The sequence below is a fragment of the Amycolatopsis sp. NPDC043885 genome (assembly GCF_056435685.1).
On the sequence record NZ_JBWKEA010000010.1, the window covers coordinates 63,672 to 84,909 of the forward strand.

Consider the following 21,238-nt stretch of genomic DNA (forward strand, 5'->3'; position numbering starts at 1 on the left):
GCGAGCGACCCCATGGAGGAACCTGATGACCACCTCGTTCGAGACCGTGACCTCGGCTGACGGCACCGCGATCGCCTTCGAGCGCACGGGACAGGGCGCGCCGGTGATCCTGGTCGGCGGCGCGTTCAACGACCGGACGACCGTCGCCGGCCTGGCCGCGACACTGGCCCCGCACTTCACCGTGATCGCCTACGACCGGCGAGGGCGGGGCGACAGCGGCGCGGGCGCGGTCTATTCGGTGGAACGCGAGGTCGAGGACCTTGCCGCGCTGGTCGAGCACGTCGGTGGTTCGGCGGCGGTGTTCGGGCACTCGTCGGGTGCCGTGCTGGGGCTGGAGGCGGCGGCCAGAGGCGTCGCCATGACAAGCCTCGCCGTGTACGAGCCGCCGTATGTCGTCGACGACAGCCGTACGCGGCCCGCGCCCGACCTCTTCGACCGCGTCCGGGCATTGATCGCCGACGGCGACCGCGACGGCGCGGCCGAGCTCTTCCTGGTCGAAGGGACGGCCACCCCGGCCGAGGTCGTGAAAGGGATGCGGGACGACGCGTTCTGGACGTGGTTCACCGGACTCGCCCACACACTGCCCTACGACCTCGCGCTCTGCGGTCCCGGAAACGTGCTGCCCGCGGAAAGGCTGGCGAAGATTTCGGTGCCCACGCTGGTCATCGACGGTGGGGAGAGCGACGCCTGGATGCGGGCGGGCAGCCGCGCGGTCGCCGACACGGTCCCCGGCGCGCGGTACGCCACCGTCGAGGGGCAGGACCACGGCGTCCTCCACCAGCCGGACAGCTTGCGCGATCTGCTCAGCGAGTTTTTCGGCTGACAGGCTCGGCCTGTTCGAGCAGTTCGGCCAGCGCGGTCAGTGGCGGGCTGACGTGGCCGGTCCGCCAGACGAGACCGAGCTGACTGGACGCTTCCAGGCCGCGGACCGGGACGTAGCGCAGATCGGTGCGGGTGTGCTGTTCCGTCAACGGACGGCACACCAGCATCGCGTGCATCCCGGACGCCGCCAGCGCCATTCCCTGCTGGACGGTCGTGATCCCCGCGGTCGAGGGAATCGGCGTTCCCGACGGAGTGGCGGGCGGGGTGCGCGCGGCCTTCCAGTAGCCGGGGCCGTCGCCGGCACGGTGGAGCAGGTCGAGTTTCGCGAGATCTTCCCGATCGATCGACTCGCGCTCCGCGATGGGGTGACCGGTTCCGACCATCACGTACTGGTCTTGCGGCGGGAACCGGAAGCCGACCGTGAGCTCGGGTTCGTGGACCGGGAGTTCGGCGATGACGGCGTCGATCTCGCCGTCGAGCACGGCGGTGAACGGTGAGCCGAGCGGGACGTCGTGGGTGTGCACGGCCACGCCGTGCCGATCGCGCAGCGCGCGGAAGATCGAAGTGACCTCCTCGTAGACCATGCCGGTGAACCCGACCCGCAGTTCTTCGACGGCGCCGCGCATCGCCCGCTCACGCGCGCGCTCGAAGGTGCGGAGCAGCGCGCGGTAGGCGGGCCGGATCTCCCTGACGAACTGCGCGCCGACGCGGGTGAGCCCGACCTTGCGGCTGGTGCGCTCGACCAGTCGCGCGCCGACCCGTGTCTCCAGCGTGGCGATGAGCTGGCTCACTCGCGATTGCGAGTAGCCGAGCCGCTCTGCCGTATGCCCGAAATGCAGTTCCTCCGCCAGTGTGAGCAGGCATTCGATCTGCTGCAGATGCGCTTGGTGCATGGTCGGAAGCGCGTCACCCATACTCGGACGATAACACCGGATCGATGAGCCTGACTCATCGATCGATGAGGAAAGCGTCGTTGTTCCGGGTGCCGCGCGGTGATGGGCTGGACGGCATGAGTTCCTTTGTCTCTCACCCGGATCCGGTCCTTCCGGAGCGGACTTCCCTGCCGCGATGGGCCGCCGTCGGCGTGCTGACGCTGAGCACGTTCCTGGTGGTGACCTCCGAGATGCTGCCGGTCGGGATGCTCACCCCGATGGCGGACGGTCTCGGTGTCTCCGCGGGCGCGACCGGTCTCAGCCTGACCGTCACCGGTCTGGTTTCGGCGGTCACCGCTCCCGTGGTGCCGCGGCTGCTCGGGGATCTCGACCGCCGCCGGGTGCTGGCCGCGGCCGTGGCGGTGCTGGCCGTCGGCAACGGGCTGACCGCGATCGCCGTCGATTTCGGGCTGCTCATGGTCGCGCGGATCGTGCTCGGTGTCGGTATGGGCGCGGTCTGGGGGATGGCTTCTGCCGTGGCCGTCAGGCTGGTCACGGCTCGCGACAGCGCACTGGCGGTTTCGTTCACCGTCGGGGGCGTCGCCGTCGCCTCGGTGCTCGGAGTGCCGTTGGGCACGTTCGTGGGGAACGCTTTCGGCTGGCGCGCGGCCTTCTGGTCGCTCGCGGTGTGCGCGTCGCTGCTCGTTCCCGCCTTGCTGCTGGCCTTGCCCGAGCTACGCCGTCCCGTGGTCGTCGAAGGGACCGGCACCGGACGGCACCGCTCGTTGTTCCGTCCCGCCGTGGTCACCGGCCTCGCCGTGGTGGTGCTGCTGGTGACCGCGCACTTCGCCGCGTACACCTATGTGCGTCCGGTCCTCGAAGAACTGCCCCGGATGCCGGCGGGCGCGATCGCGTCGCTGTTGCTCGTCTACGGTGTGTTCGGGCTGATCGGCAACTTCGTGGCCGGAGCCGCGGCCGGGCGCAGGCCTCGGCCGACCGTGCTGCTACTGGCGTCCGGTATCGCGGTCGCGCTCGGGCTTCTGGCGCTTTTCGGCGCCTCCACGCTCATCGCCTGGGTCGCGATCGCCCTCTGGGGGATGGCCTACGGCGGACTGTCGGTCGGCGCGCAACTGTGGATGACCGCCCTCGCGCCGGATCGCGTCGAGCACGTCACCGGTCTCTACGTCGGCGTGTTCACCGGTTCGATCGCCCTCGGCGCTTTCGTCGGCGGCCTGGTCGTCGAGGGGGCGGGTGTCGTGCCGTTGCTGTGGAGTACGGCGGCGCTCGCCCTGGTCTCCCTGCTGGTGGGTTCGGTGGGCAGGCCCATCGCGGCGTAGTGGTCTCGTGCGGCGCGGGTCTGCCCCAACCCGGCCAGCGCGCGGGCTTCCTGCAGCCGGTAGCCGATCCGCCTCGCCGTTTCCAGCGCGAGCCGGTGCTGCCCGAGGCCCGTCGTCGTCTCGCCGACCGCGAGGCAGGCGGTTCCGAGGCTGTTCGCCGCCATGGCCAGCAACAGCGGATGGTTGAGCCGGGTGAGGATCGCGCACGCGCGTCCGGCCTGCTCACGCGCGTCGCCCGGACGATGGGCGAGCAGCAGGGCGTCGGCGAGGTCGATCCGGCTCCACGCCTCGCCGAACAGGTACCCGAGCTCCCGCGATGAGTCGATCGAACGCTCGATGGTCGCGAAGGCTTCGTCGAAGTGGCCGAGCCGGGCGAGGACGAGGCCGAGCTGGGCCGAACTCAGGATCGTGCCGCGGTCGTCCTCGCGCAGCGCCACCGACCGCCGGGCCGACTCCAGCGCGTCGGCCAAGTCGCCGAGGACCTCCTGCGTGTTGCTGAGGTTGGTCCACAGCGTCGCGGCGGCGTCGGTGTTGCCGTCCGCGACAGCCAGGCCGTCCCGGTAGAACCGGATCGCTTCGGCGTAGTGGCCGAGCATGCTGTGCAGGGCGCCCGCCCGGGACAGCGCGATCGCTTCGGCCGCGCGATCGCCGGATCTCCGGACGACGTCCAGCCGCTCCATGGCGCAGTCCATCCCCTCGGTGAGCCGGCCGTTCTCCCAGAACGCCAGGATGAGGCTCGCCAGGCTCAGCTGGACCGCGTGCGGATCCCCGATCCGGCGGGCGGCGGCGACCCCGGTCCGCGCCACGGCGAGCAGCTCGTCGAGATACCCGCATTCCCGAAGGTTTTCCGTGGTGTCCTCGGCGATCCGCCAGGCGTACTCGTCGAGACCGGTGTCGAGCGCGTGGCGCGTCACCGCGACCAGGTTCGCCCGCTCCTCGCGGTACCAGCCGGGGCCGCCGCCGTCGCGATAGTGATCGAGCAGCCTGGTCATCGCCGGACCCGATTCCTCGTCGCGCGCGACGGTGCGGGCGTGCTCGGCGATCAGGTCGTGGAACGCGTAGCGGCCGAGCGCGGGCTGCCTGAGCAGGTGGGCGTCGAGCAGGTCCTCCAGCAGCCGTTCGGCCTCGTGCTCGCCGGTACCGGCCAGCGCGGCCGCCGCGGGTACCCCGATGTCGGTGCCGGGATTCCGCCCCAGCAAACGGAACATGCGCTGCTGCGCGGTGTCGAGCTCCCGATAGGACAGTGCGAACGCCGCGGCCACGTCGCGTCCGCCGACCTTCAGCTCGGCCAGCCTGTCGTGTTCGGATCCCAGCCGTTCGGCCAGGGTCTCCACGGTCCATCGCGGACGATTCTGCAACCGGGCCGCCGCGATCCGGATCGCCAGCGGCAGGTTCCCGCACAACGCGGCCACGCCCGAGCCGGGTCGTCCGGACGCCGCCGCGAACAGGGCGCCCGCCTGTTCGTCCGGCAGGACTTCGAGACTGATCGACGCGGCACCGTCGACCGCGGCCAGCCGGCGCCTGCTGGTGACCACGAGCGCGACCGTGGCGGAACCCGGCACCAATGGTCTCAGCTGTTCGGCGCTCGCGGCGTTGTCGAGCACCACGAGCAGTGACCGGCCCGCCGTTCGGGTGCGCCAGAGCTCGGCCCGCCGCTCCACGCCGCCGGGGAGCCTGCTCGCCGGGATGTCCAGCTGGCCGAGCAGGGCTTCGAGCGCGGCCTCGGGCGAGAGCGGTTCACGGGCGGGGGAATGCCCGTGCAGATCCACGAACAGCTGCCCGTCGGGGAAATCGGCGGCGAGCCGGTGCGCGACGTGGACGGCGAGCGAGGTCTTGCCGACGCCGGCCATCCCGTCGACGGCCACCGGGCGGCCGAGCCGGATGGTGTCGAGCAGACGGCCGATCTCGGCTTCCCTGCCGGTGAAATCCGGGACGTCGTAAGGGAGGAAGCACCGGGTCTTGCCGTACTCCGGCTCGTCGCGGAGGATCCGCTCGTAGAGTTCGCGCAGCTTCGGCCCGGGTTCGATCCCGAGTTCCTCCACCAGCCGCGTCCGCGCCTGCCGGTAGACGTTCAGCGAGTCGGCCTGCCTGCCCTGCTGGTGCAGCGCGCGCATGAGCAGCCCGGCGAACGGCTCCCGGAGCGGGTGGTCGGCGACCAGCGCCGTCAGTTCGGCGACGGTGTCCTCCCCGGCGGAGATCTCTTCGTCGAGGCAACGCTCCACAACGGACAGACGACGCTCGTCGAGTTCTTCGGCCTCGCCGCGCAGCGCCATACTGTCCACACCGGACAGAGCCGGGCCGTGCCAGCACCCGAGTGCTTCACGGAACTCGCCGCGCGAGACGTGCTCCTCGAACGTGCGCAGATCGAAGGGGCGCGGGCGCAGGACGAAGCCCGGGCCTTCGGCGGTCAGGACGTCGTCGTCGGCGCCCTCGGCGACGAGTGCGCGTTTCAGCGCGGTGGTGAGATTGCGGATCTGCCGGGTGGCCGTGGCGGGCGGATCCTCGTCCCAGACGACGTCCACCAGCCGGGAGACCGAGACGACGCGATCGGCGCCGAGCAGCAGCGCGGCCAGGATCCGCTCCTGCCGTGAGCCCGCCAGCTTCAGCGCCCGCGCGCCGCCGCGGACCTGCACCGGACCCAGTATCCGAAACTCCATCGCACCCCCTTCCGCGAGGTTAACCGGCCGCCCGCCCGCGCCGGTGCGGAAGTGATGCAGCTGTGATGCGCCGTCCGGCGAACCTGCTGAGGACGGAATACGGGACGTGATGAGGAGAACCCATGCGCAAGCGGTATTACGCGGCGTTGGCCGGGCTGGTCGTGGCCGCGGCGGGAATCGGCGTGCCCGCCGCGGCGGTGGCCAGTGACCAACGGGCGGAGACGGAGCGGCAGGTCTGTCAGCGCGCGTTCGACCGCGCGGTCTGGGAGGACATGGACAGCTTCAACAAACGCGACGAGGCCCGCTACCGGGCGATCATCCACCAGAACATGGTCACCATCGGCCGTAAGGGCCAGACGATCATCGGCTACGACGCCAACGTGGACCCGGTGGTCGATGTGCAGTTCAAGCTCCCGTACGAGTGGAGCATGCCGTGGACGGTGACCCACACCGTCGTCGAGGACTGCAAGATGGGCTACGCGATCCTCGACGCCTACTACAAGGCTCCGTCGCAGAACATCGACCGGCACTACACGATCAGCCTGACGCTGGTGCGTGAGCACGGCAAGTGGCTGGTCATCAAGGACACCGTGACCGACGTGCTGCCCTGAGGGAGGTCGTGAGTGGTAAGGACGGTTCTAACCGTCCTTACCACTCACGAGGTGACCCTAGGGTTTCCGGCCCACCCCGGCGTACGGCAACGCGTTGATCTCCGGGTCCTCGGACATGTCGCCGGCTCCCTGGGGGTTCCACATCGCGCAGCCGACGACGCCGGGCTCGACGACGTCGAATCCGTCGAAGAACGAAAGCACCTCGTCGTGGGTCCGGGGGATGGGGTCGTTCTGGGTGCTCTTGTACGCCTCGATGGCCTCGTCGAGGCCGCTCGAGTTCGCGTCGGCGGCGACGTGCGAGATGGCGAGGAAGCTGCCGTGGGCGATTCGCTCCCGATAGCGGGCCAGTATCGCGTGCGGATCCCATGAGTCCGGCACGAAATGCAGCAGCAGCAACATGAACAGGCCGACCGGCTGGTCGAGGTCCAGCAGTTCCTTCGTTTCGGGAGCGTCGAGGATGTCGTTGACGTCGCGGAGGTCGGCCTGGATCGCCGCGCACCGGTCGTTGCCGCGCAGCAGCAGTTTGGCGTGGGCCACGGCGACGGACTCGCGGTCGACGTAGACCACCCGGCAGGACGGGTCGATCCGCTGGACGATCTCGTGGAGGTTGCCGACGGTCGGGATGCCGGAGCCGATGTCGAGGAACTGCCGCACGCCCGCGTCCACCATGTGCAGCGCGGCGCGCCGGAGGAACGCCCGGTTGAGGCGGGCCGCGTCGCGGATCCCTGGCATGATCTTCAGGATCTGCTCGCCGAGAACACGGTCGGCCTGGAAGTTGTGGTCGCCGTTGAGCCAGTAGTCGTAGACTCGGGCGGGATTCGGCACGGTCGTGTCGACCTCGGGGGGTACCCAGCTCAGGTTCGAAGTCACCGTCGTCGCCGCCGTTCGGTTGGGATCCGTTGGGGCACAGGAGTCTAGCGGGCTCACGGGAACTGGCCGCCATCGTCCGATCGTGTGGATGTCCGACGGCGGAGCCGTCTTCGCGGCCTCGTGGCCCTAAAGTGGCTGGGTTCAGCGCCCAGTCACCGGGGAGACGAGCACGATGGCACCACCTCCGGACGTCGCCGTCGCACCAGGCCGGTGGCCGCTGCTGGGACATACCGTGCCGATGCTGCGTGATCCGGTGAAACTGTTGTCCTCACTGCGATCGCACGGCGACGTCGTGCGGCTCGACTTCGGCCCGATGCCGGTCTACCTGGTCACCACGCCGGAACTGGCCTGGCGGTTGCTCGCCGTCGACGCGGCGAAGTTCGACAAAGGCATCGTGTTCGACAAGATGCGGCCGTTGTTCGGCGACGGGCTCGCGACCTCCAACGGAGCCTTCAACCAGCGGCAACGACGGATGATGCTGCCCGCCTTCCAGCGAAGCCGTATCGCGCTCTACGCCGAGACGACGATGACGAAGGTCGCTGTAGACCTTGCGGACGCGTGGAAACCGGGCGAGGTGGTCGAATTCGACCGGCGCATGCAGGATCTCGCGCTGACCGTCTCCGGGCGCACGCTGTTCTCCACCGAACTCGGCGACGACGCGCTCACCGAGATCCAGCGGTCGATCCCGATCATGTTGAAGTACGTCATGGTCAGGGCGTTCTCGCCGAAGTTCGTGGAACGCCTGCCGATCCCGGCCAACCGCGAGTTCGACGCGGCGGCCGCACGCCTGCGGCGGGTCATCGGCGACGCCGTCGTCCGGGCGCGCGAGAAGGGCGGCGATCAGGGCGACCTGCTGTCGATGTTGTTGCTGGCCGAAGACGACGAGACCGGCGAGAAGATGACCGACCGTCAAGTAGAGGACGAGGTCATCACGATCCTCACCACCGGCGCCGAGACGACGGCCGTCGCGCTCGCGTGGTTCTTCCACGAAATCGGGGCGCGGCCGGAGATCGAGCGCCGCTTCCACGCGGAGGTCGACGAGGTGCTGGCAGGCGGGCCCGCGCGGTTCGAACACGTGCCGCGCCTGGTCTACACGCAGCGGATCATCAACGAGGTCGTCCGCCGCACCCCGCCGGTGATCCTGATGCGGCGGGCGCGCGAGGACGTCGAACTCGGCGGCGTGCGCGTCCCCGCCGGTACCGAGGTCGCGGTCAGCCAGCACACGCTGCACCGCGATCCGCGCTGGTTCCCCGATCCCGGCCGCTTCGATCCGGATCGCTGGGAGCCGGAGCGCGCCGCGGAGGTACCGAAGGGCGCGTTCATTCCCTTCGGCGCCGGAGCCCGGCTGTGCCCCGGACATCAGTTCGCACCCACCGAGATCGCGTTGGTGGCGGCGACGATCGGCGCCCGGTGGCGGATGGAACCGGTACCGGGTGTGAAGGTCTTTCCCAAGATCAAAGCGACGATGCAGCCGAACCGGTTGCCGATGATCGCGCGGCCGAGAACCTCGGGCTGACGGTGAGCGTCCGATCACCCCGTGTAGGGTTCATGCTCCTTCCGAGCGTCCCGATTCCGGAGAGGGTTCTGTGAGAATGCCGCTCAAACTGGCCACGGCGGTGGCCGCCTGCTGCGTGCTCCTCGGTGGTTTCCTGGTCGCGGCCCCGGCCGAAGCCGTCGACGTCCGCTGTTCCGATCTGGATCTGCCGGTCACCGGCCCGCTCGGCGAACCCGCCACGGTCCACGGCCGGCTCTGCCTGCCCGGCGGTCCGGCACCCGGCGCGGTGCAGTTGCTGGTGCACGGCGGTACCTACAACAGCGCCTACTGGGACCTGCCCTACGACCCGGATCGCTATTCGTACCAGCGGGACATGGCCAAGCACGGTTACGCGACCTTCGCCGCGGACCAGCTCGGTACGGGCGGGAGCAGCAAACCGCCCAGCCTTCCGCTCCTGCTGCCGGTGCTGGCGCGCTCGATGCACGAGGTGATCGGCCATCTGCGCGCGGGCCGGGTCGGCGGCACGCCGTTCGAGAAGGTCGTGATCGTCGGGCATTCGGTCGGTTCCGGCATCGTCGCGGCCGAGGCTTCGACGTATCAGGACGTGGACGGCGTGATCCTCACCGGAATGACGCATCTGCCATCGGTCCCCGCGCTGACCTTCGGGGTGCTCTTCGGCCTCCAGCCCGCGTTCACCGACGGGAAACTCGGTTCGCTCGGCAGCGATCCGCTGTATTTCACGACGAAACCGGGAGCACGTGCCGGACTGTTCTACGCGACGGAAAATGCCGACCCCCGGGTCATCGAAGCCGACGAGGCGACGAAGGATCAGGTTTCGGTCCCGGGAATGGGAACGGTCGCCGTGTTCGGGATCGTGCTGCCCGCGACGAAAGCGATCCGGGTGCCGGTTCTCCAGGCGGTCGGCTCGAAGGACATCCTGTTCTGCGGCCTTTTCGCGCTTCGGGACTGCTCGAGCGGCGAGACGCTGCGCCCGGCGGAAGCGCCGTTCTACCGGCCTGAGGCACAGCTTTCCACGTATGTTCTGTCCGGTGCCGGACATTCGCTGGCCTTACACCGCAACGCGTCCGAATATCGGGACGCCACCCGCGTTTGGCTGAGGGACAAGGTGGGAGTTGCAGTACCGTAGGGTGACCACCCGATTGGATGATCGGCGAACCGTGAGTACGGTTAGAGAATCGTGGAAGATGGTTCTCCACCACGGAATACGAAAGCGACCCCAGGACCGGCGGACGTGACTGCCCCACTTTCGGACGGCGAAGAGTTCCCCGTATCGCCGGACGCCCCGAAGAGAACTTCATCCTCCGCATCCCCGAAGCGGAAGAACACCGCGCCGACCCGCGCCACGCTGGCCCGCAAGTGGGCTTACCTGGTCACCGGTACGGCGTATCTTCCGTATACCCACGCGCAGATCGAAGAGCATTTCGCCGCTCTGCTGGACGAGGTCTTCGCGGCGGTGCTGAGCGAAGACGCCGAGCCCGCGCAGGCCGCCGAAGCCGGCGCGCGGCTCGTCGCGCTCAGATGCGTCGGCCCGGACAGCCTCCGTCGCACGATGGAGGTGCTCGGCAAGGGGCTCTTGCACGAGCCGGAGTTGCGGAGCGTGAAGTCGCTCCCCGAACGGGTACTGCAGGTGCTCGGCGCGCTCGCGGCCGGTTATGGCGAGGCGTTGCGCGAGAGCATCCAGACACAGCAAGAGGATCTGAGCCGCACCCTGGTCACGCTCGAACGCGAGACCCGGCGCGAACTGGTGCTGACCCAGGCACGTTTCGAACAGCTCTTCACCGGTTCGGCCACCGGCGTGGCCGTCACCAGGGTCGACGGCCGCGTCCAGCGGGTGAACCCCGCGTTCGCCGAAATGCTGAACCGGCCCGTCGCGGACCTGACCGGGCTCAACCTCTACGACCTCGTGCATCCGGACGACGCCGAGGGACTGCGCGAGGGCTACCGGAAGCTGCTCGAAGGCGAGAGCCAGCGGCTCGAGCTGTCGCGAAGACTCGTAGCCGAGGACGAGGAACCGACGTGGGCCGGTTTCTCCGGCGCTGTCATCCGCGACCCGGCTGGCGAGGCCCAGCAGCTGGTCACCCTGGTCGACGGGGACACGGACGTCTCGTTGCTGCAGCGGCAGCTGAGCCGTCAAGCCCTGCACGACCCGCTGACCGGCCTGCCGAACCGGCAGTGCTTCGGAACGCGCCTGGAACGGGCACTGCAGCACGCCGACCCGTCCTTCGGCGTCACCGTCTATCACCTCGACCTGGACGGTTTCTCCCTGATCGCGGGCGGGCTCGGCCAGAAACAGAGCGACGACCTGCTGAAGAACGTCGCCGCGAAGCTGCGGGCCGTCGTCGGCGGCGAGGACGCGCTCGTCGCCAGGATCGGCGGCGACGAATTCGGCATCCTCATCCAGAACACCGCGGCCAGCCCGGACGTCGCCACCGTCATCGGCATGATCAACCAGGAGCTCTCCGAACCGGTCTACCTCGAAAGCGGCAGCGGGGTGGCGGTCTCGGCCTGCGTCGGGGTCGTGCACCGGCCACCGAGAGACATCGCGCCGAACGAGCTGCTGCGCGTCTCCGGAATGACGCTGCGCCGGGCGCAGGCCAACGGCTACCGTCAGTGGGCGCTGTCCGATTCCGTTCTCGACATCAGGGAACGGCACGAGTTCGGCTTGGCCGTTTCCATGGCGGGTGCCTGGGAGACCGGCCAGATCGAGGTCGGCTTCCGGCCGCTGACCTGGCTGGCGGACAGCAGGCCGGCGGGTATCGAGGCGAGGCTCGCGTGGAACCACCCGCGCCACGGCCGGATCGGTCACGACACCTGCGCCCGCTTCGCCGACGAGACCGGTCTCATCACGCCACTGGGCGAATGGCTCATCCGCATCGCCTGCGAGGAGTCGGACGACAGGCTCCCGATGGTCGTGGGACTGACCCCGCACCAGGCCGCCGATCCCGATCTCGTCGGGTCGGTGCGGACCATCCTGACCGCGACCGGAGTCGGGCCGTCACGGTTGCGGCTGGGCTTCCCCGTCGGCGCGGTGCTCGCCGAACTCGGCGAGACGGTCGACAACCTGCATCTCCTCGCCGAGATCGGCGTGGACGCGGAACTGCAGGACTTCGGCGCGGCCGGTGACGTCGTCTGCCTCGTCGACGTACCCGTGCGGACGGTCCGGATCGCGGCCCGGCTGGCGGAGCGGCGGACGGAACCACTGGCGGAACGTTCGCTGCGGAACCTCATCGACACCGCGACCATGGCGGGCGCGACGGTGATCGCGGACGGGATCGACTCGACCGGCGACGCCGGATGGTGGCAGAACGCCGGTGCCCACATCGGAGCCGGAAGGTATTTCGGCTAGGCCGATCTCGTGTGCTCGGAGCCGTAACTCGCGTGCTTGGAGCCGTAACTCGTGAGTTCCGCCTCCAAGCACGTGAGTTCCGGGTTTGAGCACGCGAGTCACGATTTCGGTTAGGCCGTTTGCCGCAGCCGAAGGCGCTAAGTTACCCGAGGGTTGACGTTCGCGGGCGGATTGGGCAACATCCCAGGTCCTCACCCCGCACCTCGGAGGCATGCACATGCAGGTAGGCCCGAGGCGTGGCGGGCGTTTCAACGCGCCCGTCGTCGTCTTGAGCCTGTTGCTGGTGATCGCGCTCGGTGCCTGGTGGGGCGTGGACTATCTGCGGGCCCGGTTGGCGGGCAACGGTTGTGACGCCCTGACGCCGGTCGAGATCACCGCGGCGCCCGACGTGGCACCGGTGCTCACGCGGCTCGCGAAGACCGTGCCGCAGGAAGAATGCTTCAGTGTCAACGTGACCGCGCGCGAGTCGGCCGAAGTCGCCGATCTGCTCGGGACCACCGCTTCCGGCGGGCCCGACGTCTGGGTTCCCGAGTCGAGCACGATGTTGTCGCAGGCCAGGGACGCCGGCGCGTGGAACCTGCCGGAATCCGGTCAGTCGGTGGCGAATTCCCCGGTGGTGCTGGGACTTCCCGACGAAACCGCGCGGCGGTTCGGCTGGCCGGGGAAGGCGCCTTCCTGGCAGGAGATCCTCGACGGCTCCCCGGTCGGGATCCCGGACCCGGCGCGCGATCCGCTCGGCGTCGGCACCCTGCTCGCCCTGCGGAAGGTGACCGAGAAGGAGCCCGATCCGGCCGCGGCCTTCACCGCCGCCATGCGGAAGCTGAACCCCGCGCCGGGCCAGGCCCCGGCGGCTGCCCCGGCGACCGAACAGGCGGTACTCGCACGGAATCTGGTCGCCGCGTACCCCGGTGTCCCGGTGCAGGGGTTCGACTACCCGTATGTCGTGCTGCCCAAGGCATCCGAAGCGTCGCGGACCGCGGCGGAACGTTTTCTGCGGCTGCTGCTCGATCCGCTCGCCGGGAGCATCTTCGCCGACGAAGGATTCCGGGCGCCCAGCGGTCAGTTCGCCGTGCCGCGGGCGCAGGACAGCCGGACCGACCCGGCGCCGCATCCGCCGGGACCGCCGCCGGTGACCGACCTGTACGCCGCGCTGCAGGCCTGGGCCGGGACGAACCTGAGCGCCCGGGTCCAGGTGCTGCTCGACGTCTCCGGTTCGATGGCCGCCTCCGTGCCGGGTACGGGGAAGAGCCGGATGGAGCTCACCCTGCAGGCCGCGACGCAGGGGCTCGGGCTCTTCAAGCCCTCCACGGAGCTGGGGTTGTGGCTGTTCTCGACCAAATTGGACGGTGACAAGGACCATCGGATCCTGTTGCCGATGAAGACGATCGCCGAGCAGAAGTCGTCGGGCGGGGTCGAGCGGCTGCAAGCCGTGCGGCCGAAAGCCGGTGGCGCGACCGGGCTCTACGATTCGATCCTCGCCGCGTACCAGAACGCCAGGCAGAACTGGAAACCCGGCCGGATCAACCTGGTCGTCGTCCTCACCGACGGGCGCAACGAGGACAGCGAGACGATCGGGCTGCCGCGGCTGCTGGAGGAACTGGGCGAACTCCAGGACCCGAGGAAACCGCTGCCCGTCATCGGGATCGGCATCGGGCCGGATATCGACGCGTCCGAACTGCGGCGGGTTTCCACCGCCACCGGCGGGGATTCGTTCACCACCCCCGATCCGAGGAAGATCTCGGACGTCTTCTACCAGGCGTTGAGCAAGATCATGTGCCAGCCGCCGACCTGCAAGAATTGAGGCGACCCGTGGCTCTCCGGGGGAAAAGACCTTCGCCGGTCACCTTGGCCGCGTTCGCCGCCGGTGTGATTCCGTTCGTGCTGCACGCGTGGGCCGCCCTGCACGGCAGCCTCGCACAAGACGATTTCGTCATCACCTACCACGCCGCGAAGTCGGGCCCGTTCGACTTCGGCTACTTCTTCCAGGATTACCACGGCCATCTCGCGCCGGGCGGATTCCTGCTCGCCGACGTGCTGACCGCGTGGGCGCCCCTGAACTTCGCCGCGCTGATGGCGCCGGTCCTGGTGATGCAGGCGGCGTCCTCGGTGCTGTTGTGGGCGATACTCGTGCGCTGCTTCGGGCGCCGGTGGGGGATTCTCGTCCCGTTCACGATGTTCACGACGTCGACCTTGCTGCTCGTCCCGACGTTGTGGTGGGCGTACGCCATCCAGATCGCGCCCGTACTGCTGGCCGCCACCGCCGCCCTCCACGCGCACATGCGGTATCTCGCCGACGGCGGGCGCTGGGCGATCGCCACCATTGCCTGGACCGTGTTCGGGCTGGCCTTCTACGAGAAGGCCGTGTTCATCCCGGTGCTGATCGCCGGGATCACCGTGTTGCTCGGCATTTCCCTGCGCCGTCACCTCGTGCTGATGGGTGTCCTCGCCGCCGTCCTGGCGGGCTACGCCGTCGTTTTCCTGGCCTTGACCACGAGCCAGGTCGGGCAAGGCGGCGGTGCGGTCACCGTCGGCACGGTCGCGGACATGACGGGCCGGATGCTCGGTGACACCCTGATCCCCGGACTCGTGGGCGGGCCTTGGTCGGGCCCGGGGCCCGGGGCGACGTTCGCCGCTTCACCCGTGGCGGTGCGGATTCCACTGCTCCTCCTGGCCGTCGTGGTGCTGGTCGCCGGGATCCGCGTGGGCGGGCTCCGGGCCAAGAAGGCGTGGCTGCTGCTGGGGCTGGTGTTCGTGGCGGACATCGGGCTTTCGGCGGCCACCCGGCTCACCGAGGTCGGCCCGGAACTGGGCAGCGATCCCCGCTACGTCGCCGATCTGGCGCTCGTCGTCGTGCTGTGTCTCGCTTTCGCCTTCCTGGAACCGAGACCGCTCGACCGGCCTTCGGATATCGTGCCGTCCGCGGCGAAACGCCCGATCGCCCTGGCGCTGTGCCTCGCCCTGCTCGCGAGTTCCGCCGTGGGGTTCTCCCGGCTGGCGCCCGGACTGCGGTTCGACCACTCCCGTGAGTTCCTCGCCAACGCGCGGGCCTCGATCGAACGGGACCCCGATCTCGTGCTGTTCGACACGGCTGTGCCGAACGACGTCCTGCACGGCTGGTTCGGCGAAAACGCCCGCACGTCACGGGTGGTGGGGCTGATCCCGGGCTTCCTGTTCGACCAGCCGACGAGCCGGATGTCCCTTTTGGACGATGCGGGCACCGCGCGGACGATCACCGGTGTGGAACCGGTTTCCCGCGGCGTGCCCGGCCCGGTGGCGGGCTGCGGGTACACCGTCGGGGAACACTTGGTCCGCGTTCCGTTGGACACGCCGGTTCTCGGTCGCCACCTGCTGCGGATCGACTATTTCACCTCGGACGGCGGCGAAGGGTTCGTGGACCGCGACGGAATCCGCGTGCCGGTGTGGTTCCAGCCCGGCCTGCACACGATGTATCTGCCGATCGAGGGCCTGTTCGACAAGATCGGCTTTCAGTTGTCCGCCAAGGGTGCTCCCGTCTGTCTCGCGAAGGTCGACGTCGGCAAGCCGCTCACTCAGTAGGGGTCGTACGGGCTGTCGTGGCCGAAGACCCTGGCAACGGGCGCCAGCCGGAGCCGCAGCAGGACCTTGATCCCGACGTTGCGCAGGAACCACGGCATCTGGGCGAGCACGCGCAGCCTGTCCTTGAACGACGGTGGGGAGAGCCGGAACCGGGCCAGCGACGTCGCGCGGTCGAGATAGGTGTAGCGCCGTCCGAAGAGGACTTTCGCGATGGTGCCGAGGGTGACGCCGATCGACGAAAAACAGTCGTGGACCAGGATTTCCCGGCCATCGGCCAGGTTGGCCGACCAGCGCAGGTCGTCGGTGTAGGTCCAGTAGTCGTGTTTGCCGTCGATGTAGAGCAGCTGGATCGGACGGTCCCAGGTCGGGCGGAGTTTCGTGCTGTACTCCGCCACGAGCTCCACGACGTCCTCGACACCCGCCTTTCTCAGGTTCGCCTCGAACCGTTGGCGTGTCGGCGATCCGCCGAACAGGCGGCCGTCGACGAACGGGTCGACGGCGACCACCCGCGCGCCGACCGTGCGGGCGGCACTGGCGAGCACGATCGTCGAACGACCCTGGTGGCTGCCGATTTCGACGATCAGTTCGCCTTCGGACAGGTGGCGGGCCGCGTTCCACAAGGCCAGGCCCTGATCGCGGGTCATCCAGCCTTTGACCGGCTCGGCGAGCGACCACGCTTCTTCGAAACCGTCCGTCAGGGGTCTTTGCTTCTGCGTGATGACGCACCTGCTCAGGTCGCGGGGACGAATGGGTAGGCGCATAGTAGCCACGTTTCCGCCTAGTATCTACCGGATGGTAACCCCCGGGGCGCTCGTGAAACGGCCGAGCACGTGGATCGTGCTGGCGCTGACCGTGCTGTCCTTTGTGCAGCGTCCCGGCAGGACGACCTTCGACACGAAACTCGATCTCGCCGTGGATCCGCTCGCCTTCCTCGGCAGGGCGCTGCACCTGTGGAATCCCCAGGCGACGGCGGGGGAGTTGCAGAACCAGGCATACGGCTACCTGTTCCCGATGGGACCGTTCTTCGCGCTGTGCCAGGCGGTCGGGATCCCGGTGTGGATCGCGCAGCGGTTGTGGTGCGCGATCCTGCTCTCGGTCGCCTTCGGGGGCGCCCTGCTGGTGGCCCGCGCGCTGAAAATAGGGAACGAACGGACTCGGCTGATCGGAGCAGTCGGTTACGCCCTCGCGCCGAGGATGGTCACCGAAATCGGTTCGCTGTCCTCGGAAATGCTGCCGGCCGTCCTGCTGCCGTGGGTGCTGCTGCCGCTGATCCTCGCCGACCGCATCGGCTCGCCGCGCCGTGCCGCCGGGTTGTCCGCGCTCGCCGTGCTGTGCATGGGCGGGATCAACGGCGCGATGGTCGTGATGGCGCTCGTGCTCCCGGGGTTGTGGTTGCTGACCCGGAAATGGCGGAGCACACACGTCGCGCTGGTCATCTGGTGGTTCGTCTTCGTCGTCGGCGTGGTGCTGTGGTGGTTCCTGCCGCTGGTGCTGCTCGGCCAATACAGCCTGCCGTTCCTCGACTACATCGAATCCGCGACCAACACCACGGCGCCGATGTCGTTGTTCGAGGTGCTGCGCGGCACGAACCAGTGGGTCGCCTACGTCGTGCAGGGCACGCCGTGGTGGCCGTCGGGCTGGGCGCTGATCGACAATCCCGTGCTGATGGCGGCCACCGGGCTGGTGGCCGCGGTGGGGCTGCTCGGCCTCGCGCGGCGTGGCCTGCCCGAACGGCGTTTCCTGGTGCTCGGCGTCCTGACCGGGCTGACGCTGCTGACCGTCGGCTATGTCGGGACGCTCGACAGCCCGCTGGCGGAACCGGTGCGGCATCTGCTCGACGGCCCGCTCGCGCCGTTGCGGAACGTGCACAAGTTCGAACCGGTGCTGCGACTGCCGTTGATGCTGGCGTTCGTCCACGGCATCACGAGCGCCGCGCCCGCGCTGCGCCGGAATCTGCGGCCCGCGCTGGGCGCCTTGCTGGTCGTGGCGATGGCCGCACCGGTGTGGTTGCTGACGTTGCGGCCAGGACCGGGCTGGGACGAAGTGCCGGGATATTGGTACGACGCCATGGGCTACGTCGCCAAGACCGACGCGACGGCACGTACCCTGCTGCTGCCCGCGACCGGGTTCGGCGAGTACGACTGGGGCCGCACGGTGGACGAACCTGCGCAGGCCATCGCGGACAGTCCGTGGGCGGTGCGGAATCAGGTCCCGTTGGGCTCGGAAGGCAACACCCGCCTGATGGACTCCATCGACGCGGCGTTGGCCGACGGCAGAGGGGATCCCGGGCTCGCGGCGCTGCTCGCGCGATCGGGCTACCGGTTCCTGGTGCTGCGCGGCGACATCGACCGCGCCAAGGTCGGCGCGCCCGATTTCACGACGTTGCGCGCCGGGCTGGCCGGATCGCCGGGGATCGAGAAGTCTGCCCAATTCGGGCCGCTGGAGATCTTCGAGGTGAAGCGACCGGTGCCGCTCGTCACCGCGACGTCCGCGAAGGACGTCCCGACGGTGAGCGGCGGCCCGGAGAACCTGCTGCCGCTGATGAACTCCGGGCAGCTCGACCCTGGGACACCCACGGTGCTGACCGGGGACGGCGGTTCGCCGACCGGGCCGAGGCTGGTCACCGACGGGCTGCGCCGCGCCGAACGCAACGTCGGCGGCGTGCGGGACAACCTGAGCCAGACCCTGACCGCCGGGGAATCCGCGCGGCAGCAACGAGCCGCCCTGGACGTGCTGCCGTTCCCCGGCGAGCAGCACCAGACCGTGGCCGCGTACCGGGGGATCCGTTCGGTCGACGCGTCGACGGCGGCTTCGTTCGCGGACGCGTTCGGCGGTTCGGACCCGAGCCATCAGCCGTTCGCCGCGCTGGACGGGGATCCACGCACCGCTTGGCATTCGTCGAGTTTCACCGGCCCGATCGGCGAGTGGCTCGAAGTCGAACTCGACACCCCGCGGCTGGTGAACTCGGTCGATCTCGCGATGGTCGACGACATCCGCGTCGGCTGGCCGCCGACCCGGATCCGGATCACCACGGACAACGGTTCCGTCGATCACCAGGTCGTCCGGGGCGCGGGGGCGCATACCTACCCGGCGCCCGCGGGGGTGACGCGCAAGGTGCGGATCACGTTGCTGTCGCTCGTGGTCGGCAGGCAGGACGGCAACGTCGGGATCTCGGAACTGAAGATCCCCGGCGTCGACCCGCAACGCGCGCTCGAAGTCCCCGCCGACCTCGGGCCTGGCCCTGCGCCGGGCTTCGCGTTCACCAGGGGCGCGCAACCGCGTTACGCGTGCGTGCCCGACGGAGGGCATGTCCGCTGCGATGCCAACGCGGGCCGCGACGGTGAAGAACCGGACGGGATCCGGCGGCTGTTCTCGACGACGTCGCCGAGCGCCTACGAGTTCGGCGGCACCGTGCTGCCCGCCGGCGGTGGCCGGTTCCCGGTGACCTTGCCCGGCGTGCAGGTATCGGCGACTTCGCAACTGGGCGGGGATCCCTCGGCGAGCGGATTCGCCGCGGTGGACGGGAATCCCGCGACCACGTGGCTGCCCGACGTCACCGACCTGCGGCCGACGTTGACCCTGGACTGGGCGAAACCCCAGACGATCTCGGGAATCCGCGTCGCCGCCGACACCGGCGCGCCCGCGCGGTTGGAACTGACCACACCGACGTCGAGCCGTTCGGTCGAACTCGACTCCTCCGGTGCCGCGACCTTCGCCCCTTTGGAAACCTCGCAGCTGAAGATCACGTTCGCCGGCCTCGACGACGACCAGCGGACGCGGAACTCGCTGGGTATCGGGAGCCTGTCCCTGACCGGTGTTGAACTTCCCGCCCCGGCAGCGGAATTCACCCTGCCCTGTGGATCGGGGCCGAACTTCCGCCTGGACGGCTTCGACTACGACACGTCCGTACGCGGCACCCTCGCCGACTTCGTCGCGCACCGGCCGCTGACGCTGTCCGCGTGCCCCGATTCGGCGGGCGGCGTCGACCTGGCGGCGGGCGGGCACGAACTGCGGACCGACCGGTCCGAGTCCTTTGTGGTCCAGGACCTGTGGCTCAAACCCGCCGGTCGTGCCGTTTCGCCCGCTACGCATCGTGCAGTCACCGTGGACTCCTGGGACGCGACGTCCCGGTCGGTCACCGTCGCGGGTGGTGACGAGTCCATTTTGGCCGTCCCGGAGAACGCGAACGCGGGCTGGACCGCCTCGCTGAACGGGACTCCGCTGGTGAAGACCCGCGTCGACGGCTGGCAGCAGGCGTGGATCCTGCCCGCCGGCTCCGGTGGCGTGGTGCAGCTGGAGTTCGCCCCGGACTGGAAGTACCGGTCGGGTCTGCTGATCGGCGCGGTCGCGATCCTGCTGGTGCTGATCGGTGCGCTCTGGCCCGCCCGCCGTCGACGTCTTTCGGTGGAGGCGGGCTCCGGGCGGGTGGTCCCGGTGGTCCTCATCGGACTGCTGGCCGTACTGGGCGGGATGCTGCCGATCGTGCTGCTGATCGCCGTCCTGCTCGCCCGCCAGTTCAGCGAACGCGCGCCACGATACCTCGCTGTCGGCGGCATGGTCGTGGGAACGATCGTCGCGGTGGTGGGGCGGCTGCTGGGGCACGGTCAGGAGTGGGCCTACGGTCCGGTGACCCAGGCTTCGCTGCTGCTGGCGGCGGCGGCGATGGTGGCGACTTGTGTGCCTTGGTTCGGTGGACGTTCACCTGAGACGGACGTCGGGCCGAGGTCGTAGGCGGGCACTGTCCAGTGCCGCCCGAAGTTCGGCCGCGACCCTGCCGGGCTCCGAACGCAGCCGTGAGGGCAGCGTCTGGAGTACGACGATCCCGGCCGCGGCATAGCGGGCGTTGCGGGCAAGCGTGTCCCGAAAGCCGGCATCTCCCGCGTGGTACCCGAGGGAATCGATTTCCCAGGCGAAGCCCAATTCGTCGCACCAGCCGTCCGGCTGGGCGATATAGGTGCCGTTCGCGTCGAAGATCTTGACGTTCCAGCGGCATTCGGGAAGGTCCGATCGTTGCCAGAGACGCCAGGCATCGGCTTCCGCGACCGACCGGGCACCGCCCAGGATCGGCGGGAGCATGCTTCTCAACGGCTCTGCGCCTGGCCGCCTGCCTTCGTCGAGTTCGTCCGCGAGCGCCCGCGGAAGGCAAAAGCCGCGCTGGACGGACTCGGCCATCATCGCCGTGACGGTGTCCTGATCCGGTGTCCTCCGCGCCGCGTCGATCACGGCTCGGGGTACTGGAGCTGTCGGGATGCCGGACCGTGGCCTGGGATTCGGGAGACGTCGTGACCGTTCGACGTGGACGAAGCCGCTGTTCGTGACCGAGCGTTCCGCCGGGACGAGAACGTGGACCTCCTCGGTGTCCGGGAGATTGCGCAGGCCATATCGCTCCAGGGCCCGTACACCGGTCAGGATCGAGCCGCTGCCGGAATGCGGCAGGGCGGCGTGGATCTGCTGTTCGTCGGTGGGCTCGCCGTTCTGGAGCAGCACGACGCCGGGCAGCAGCATCCGCCACGTCCCGCCGGGCTCGCAGCGTCGCGAGACCGTCCGGCGCGGCATGCCCACGGCTTCGAGTTCCTTCGCCGTGATCACCCGCGAACCGCTGGTGATCAGTGGGTGGCGAGCCCAGTCTCCCCTTCGCACGGGACCAGCATG

The 21,238-nt window shown here is 69.4% G+C and carries 13 protein-coding genes and 1 pseudogene; 9 read left to right on the top strand and 5 right to left on the bottom strand.

Annotated features, from left to right (window positions below; translation table 11 throughout):
• The first annotated feature begins 25 nt into the window (after positions 1-25).
• Positions 26-823, top strand: coding sequence for an alpha/beta fold hydrolase (locus AC069I_RS26540; protein WP_478224841.1), 798 nt, complete (start codon positions 26-28; stop codon positions 821-823).
• On the opposite strand, the gene AC069I_RS26545 is transcribed toward AC069I_RS26540, so the two are convergent.
• On the bottom strand, positions 804-1,736 hold the full coding sequence (locus tag AC069I_RS26545) for a LysR family transcriptional regulator (RefSeq protein ID WP_478224840.1): 933 nt from the start codon (positions 1,734-1,736) through the stop codon (positions 804-806). The two genes, AC069I_RS26540 and AC069I_RS26545, sit on opposite strands and share 20 nt — an antisense overlap.
• 224 nt (positions 1,737-1,960) lie before the next feature.
• Here AC069I_RS26545 and AC069I_RS26550 point away from each other — a divergent pair.
• Positions 1,961-2,854, top strand: a pseudogene (locus tag AC069I_RS26550) (MFS transporter); the annotation flags it as partial.
• A gap of 20 nt (positions 2,855-2,874) precedes the next feature.
• On the opposite strand, the gene AC069I_RS26555 reads toward AC069I_RS26550, so the two are convergent.
• Entirely contained in the window at positions 2,875-5,688 is a 2,814-nt protein-coding gene (locus tag AC069I_RS26555; protein WP_478266604.1) for an AfsR/SARP family transcriptional regulator, read from the bottom strand.
• Between the two features lie 122 nt (positions 5,689-5,810).
• Between AC069I_RS26555 and AC069I_RS26560 the strand changes: the two genes are divergently transcribed.
• Entirely contained in the window at positions 5,811-6,299 is a 489-nt protein-coding gene (locus tag AC069I_RS26560) for a hypothetical protein (RefSeq protein ID WP_478224838.1), read from the top strand.
• Between the two features lie 57 nt (positions 6,300-6,356).
• Here the strand turns inward: AC069I_RS26560 and AC069I_RS26565 are convergent, their stop codons facing one another.
• On the bottom strand, positions 6,357-7,169 hold the full coding sequence (locus AC069I_RS26565; RefSeq protein WP_478266605.1) for an SAM-dependent methyltransferase: 813 nt from the start codon (positions 7,167-7,169) through the stop codon (positions 6,357-6,359).
• 172 nt (positions 7,170-7,341) lie between these two features.
• On the opposite strand from AC069I_RS26565, the gene AC069I_RS26570 reads away from it, so the two are divergent.
• The 5 genes from AC069I_RS26570 to AC069I_RS26590 all read left to right on the top strand — a co-directional run bounded on the left by AC069I_RS26570 (position 7,342) and on the right by AC069I_RS26590 (position 15,586).
• Positions 7,342-8,685, top strand: a complete 1,344-nt coding sequence (locus AC069I_RS26570; RefSeq protein WP_478224836.1) for a cytochrome P450 — start codon at positions 7,342-7,344, stop codon at positions 8,683-8,685.
• Positions 8,686-8,761: 76 nt separating this feature from the next.
• Positions 8,762-9,811, top strand: a complete 1,050-nt coding sequence (locus AC069I_RS26575) for an alpha/beta hydrolase (RefSeq protein WP_478224835.1) — start codon at positions 8,762-8,764, stop codon at positions 9,809-9,811.
• A gap of 105 nt (positions 9,812-9,916) precedes the next feature.
• The gene (locus AC069I_RS26580) at positions 9,917-12,031 is read left to right on the top strand and encodes an EAL domain-containing protein (RefSeq protein ID WP_478224834.1); all 2,115 of its coding nucleotides are present in this window, start codon (positions 9,917-9,919) and stop codon (positions 12,029-12,031) included.
• Between the two features lie 217 nt (positions 12,032-12,248).
• Positions 12,249-13,832 carry a substrate-binding and VWA domain-containing protein gene (locus tag AC069I_RS26585; protein WP_478266688.1) on the top strand — a complete coding sequence of 528 codons (1,584 nt, stop codon included), beginning with the start codon at positions 12,249-12,251 and terminating at the stop codon, positions 13,830-13,832.
• 8 nt (positions 13,833-13,840) lie between these two features.
• A complete protein-coding gene (locus tag AC069I_RS26590; RefSeq protein ID WP_478224832.1) occupies positions 13,841-15,586 on the top strand; it encodes a hypothetical protein in 1,746 nt (581 codons plus the stop codon).
• Here AC069I_RS26590 and AC069I_RS26595 read toward each other — a convergent pair.
• Positions 15,580-16,347, bottom strand: a complete 768-nt coding sequence (locus AC069I_RS26595; RefSeq protein WP_478266606.1) for a class I SAM-dependent methyltransferase — start codon at positions 16,345-16,347, stop codon at positions 15,580-15,582. The genes AC069I_RS26590 and AC069I_RS26595 overlap by 7 nt on opposite strands.
• Positions 16,348-16,378: 31 nt before the next feature.
• Between AC069I_RS26595 and AC069I_RS26600 the strand changes: the two genes are divergently transcribed.
• The gene (locus AC069I_RS26600; RefSeq protein WP_478266607.1) at positions 16,379-20,317 is read left to right on the top strand and encodes an alpha-(1->3)-arabinofuranosyltransferase; all 3,939 of its coding nucleotides are present in this window, start codon (positions 16,379-16,381) and stop codon (positions 20,315-20,317) included.
• Here AC069I_RS26600 and AC069I_RS26605 read toward each other — a convergent pair.
• On the bottom strand, positions 20,285-21,226 hold the full coding sequence (locus tag AC069I_RS26605) for a hypothetical protein (RefSeq protein WP_478266608.1): 942 nt from the start codon (positions 21,224-21,226) through the stop codon (positions 20,285-20,287). The genes AC069I_RS26600 and AC069I_RS26605 overlap by 33 nt on opposite strands.
• Positions 21,227-21,238 lie beyond the last annotated feature (12 nt).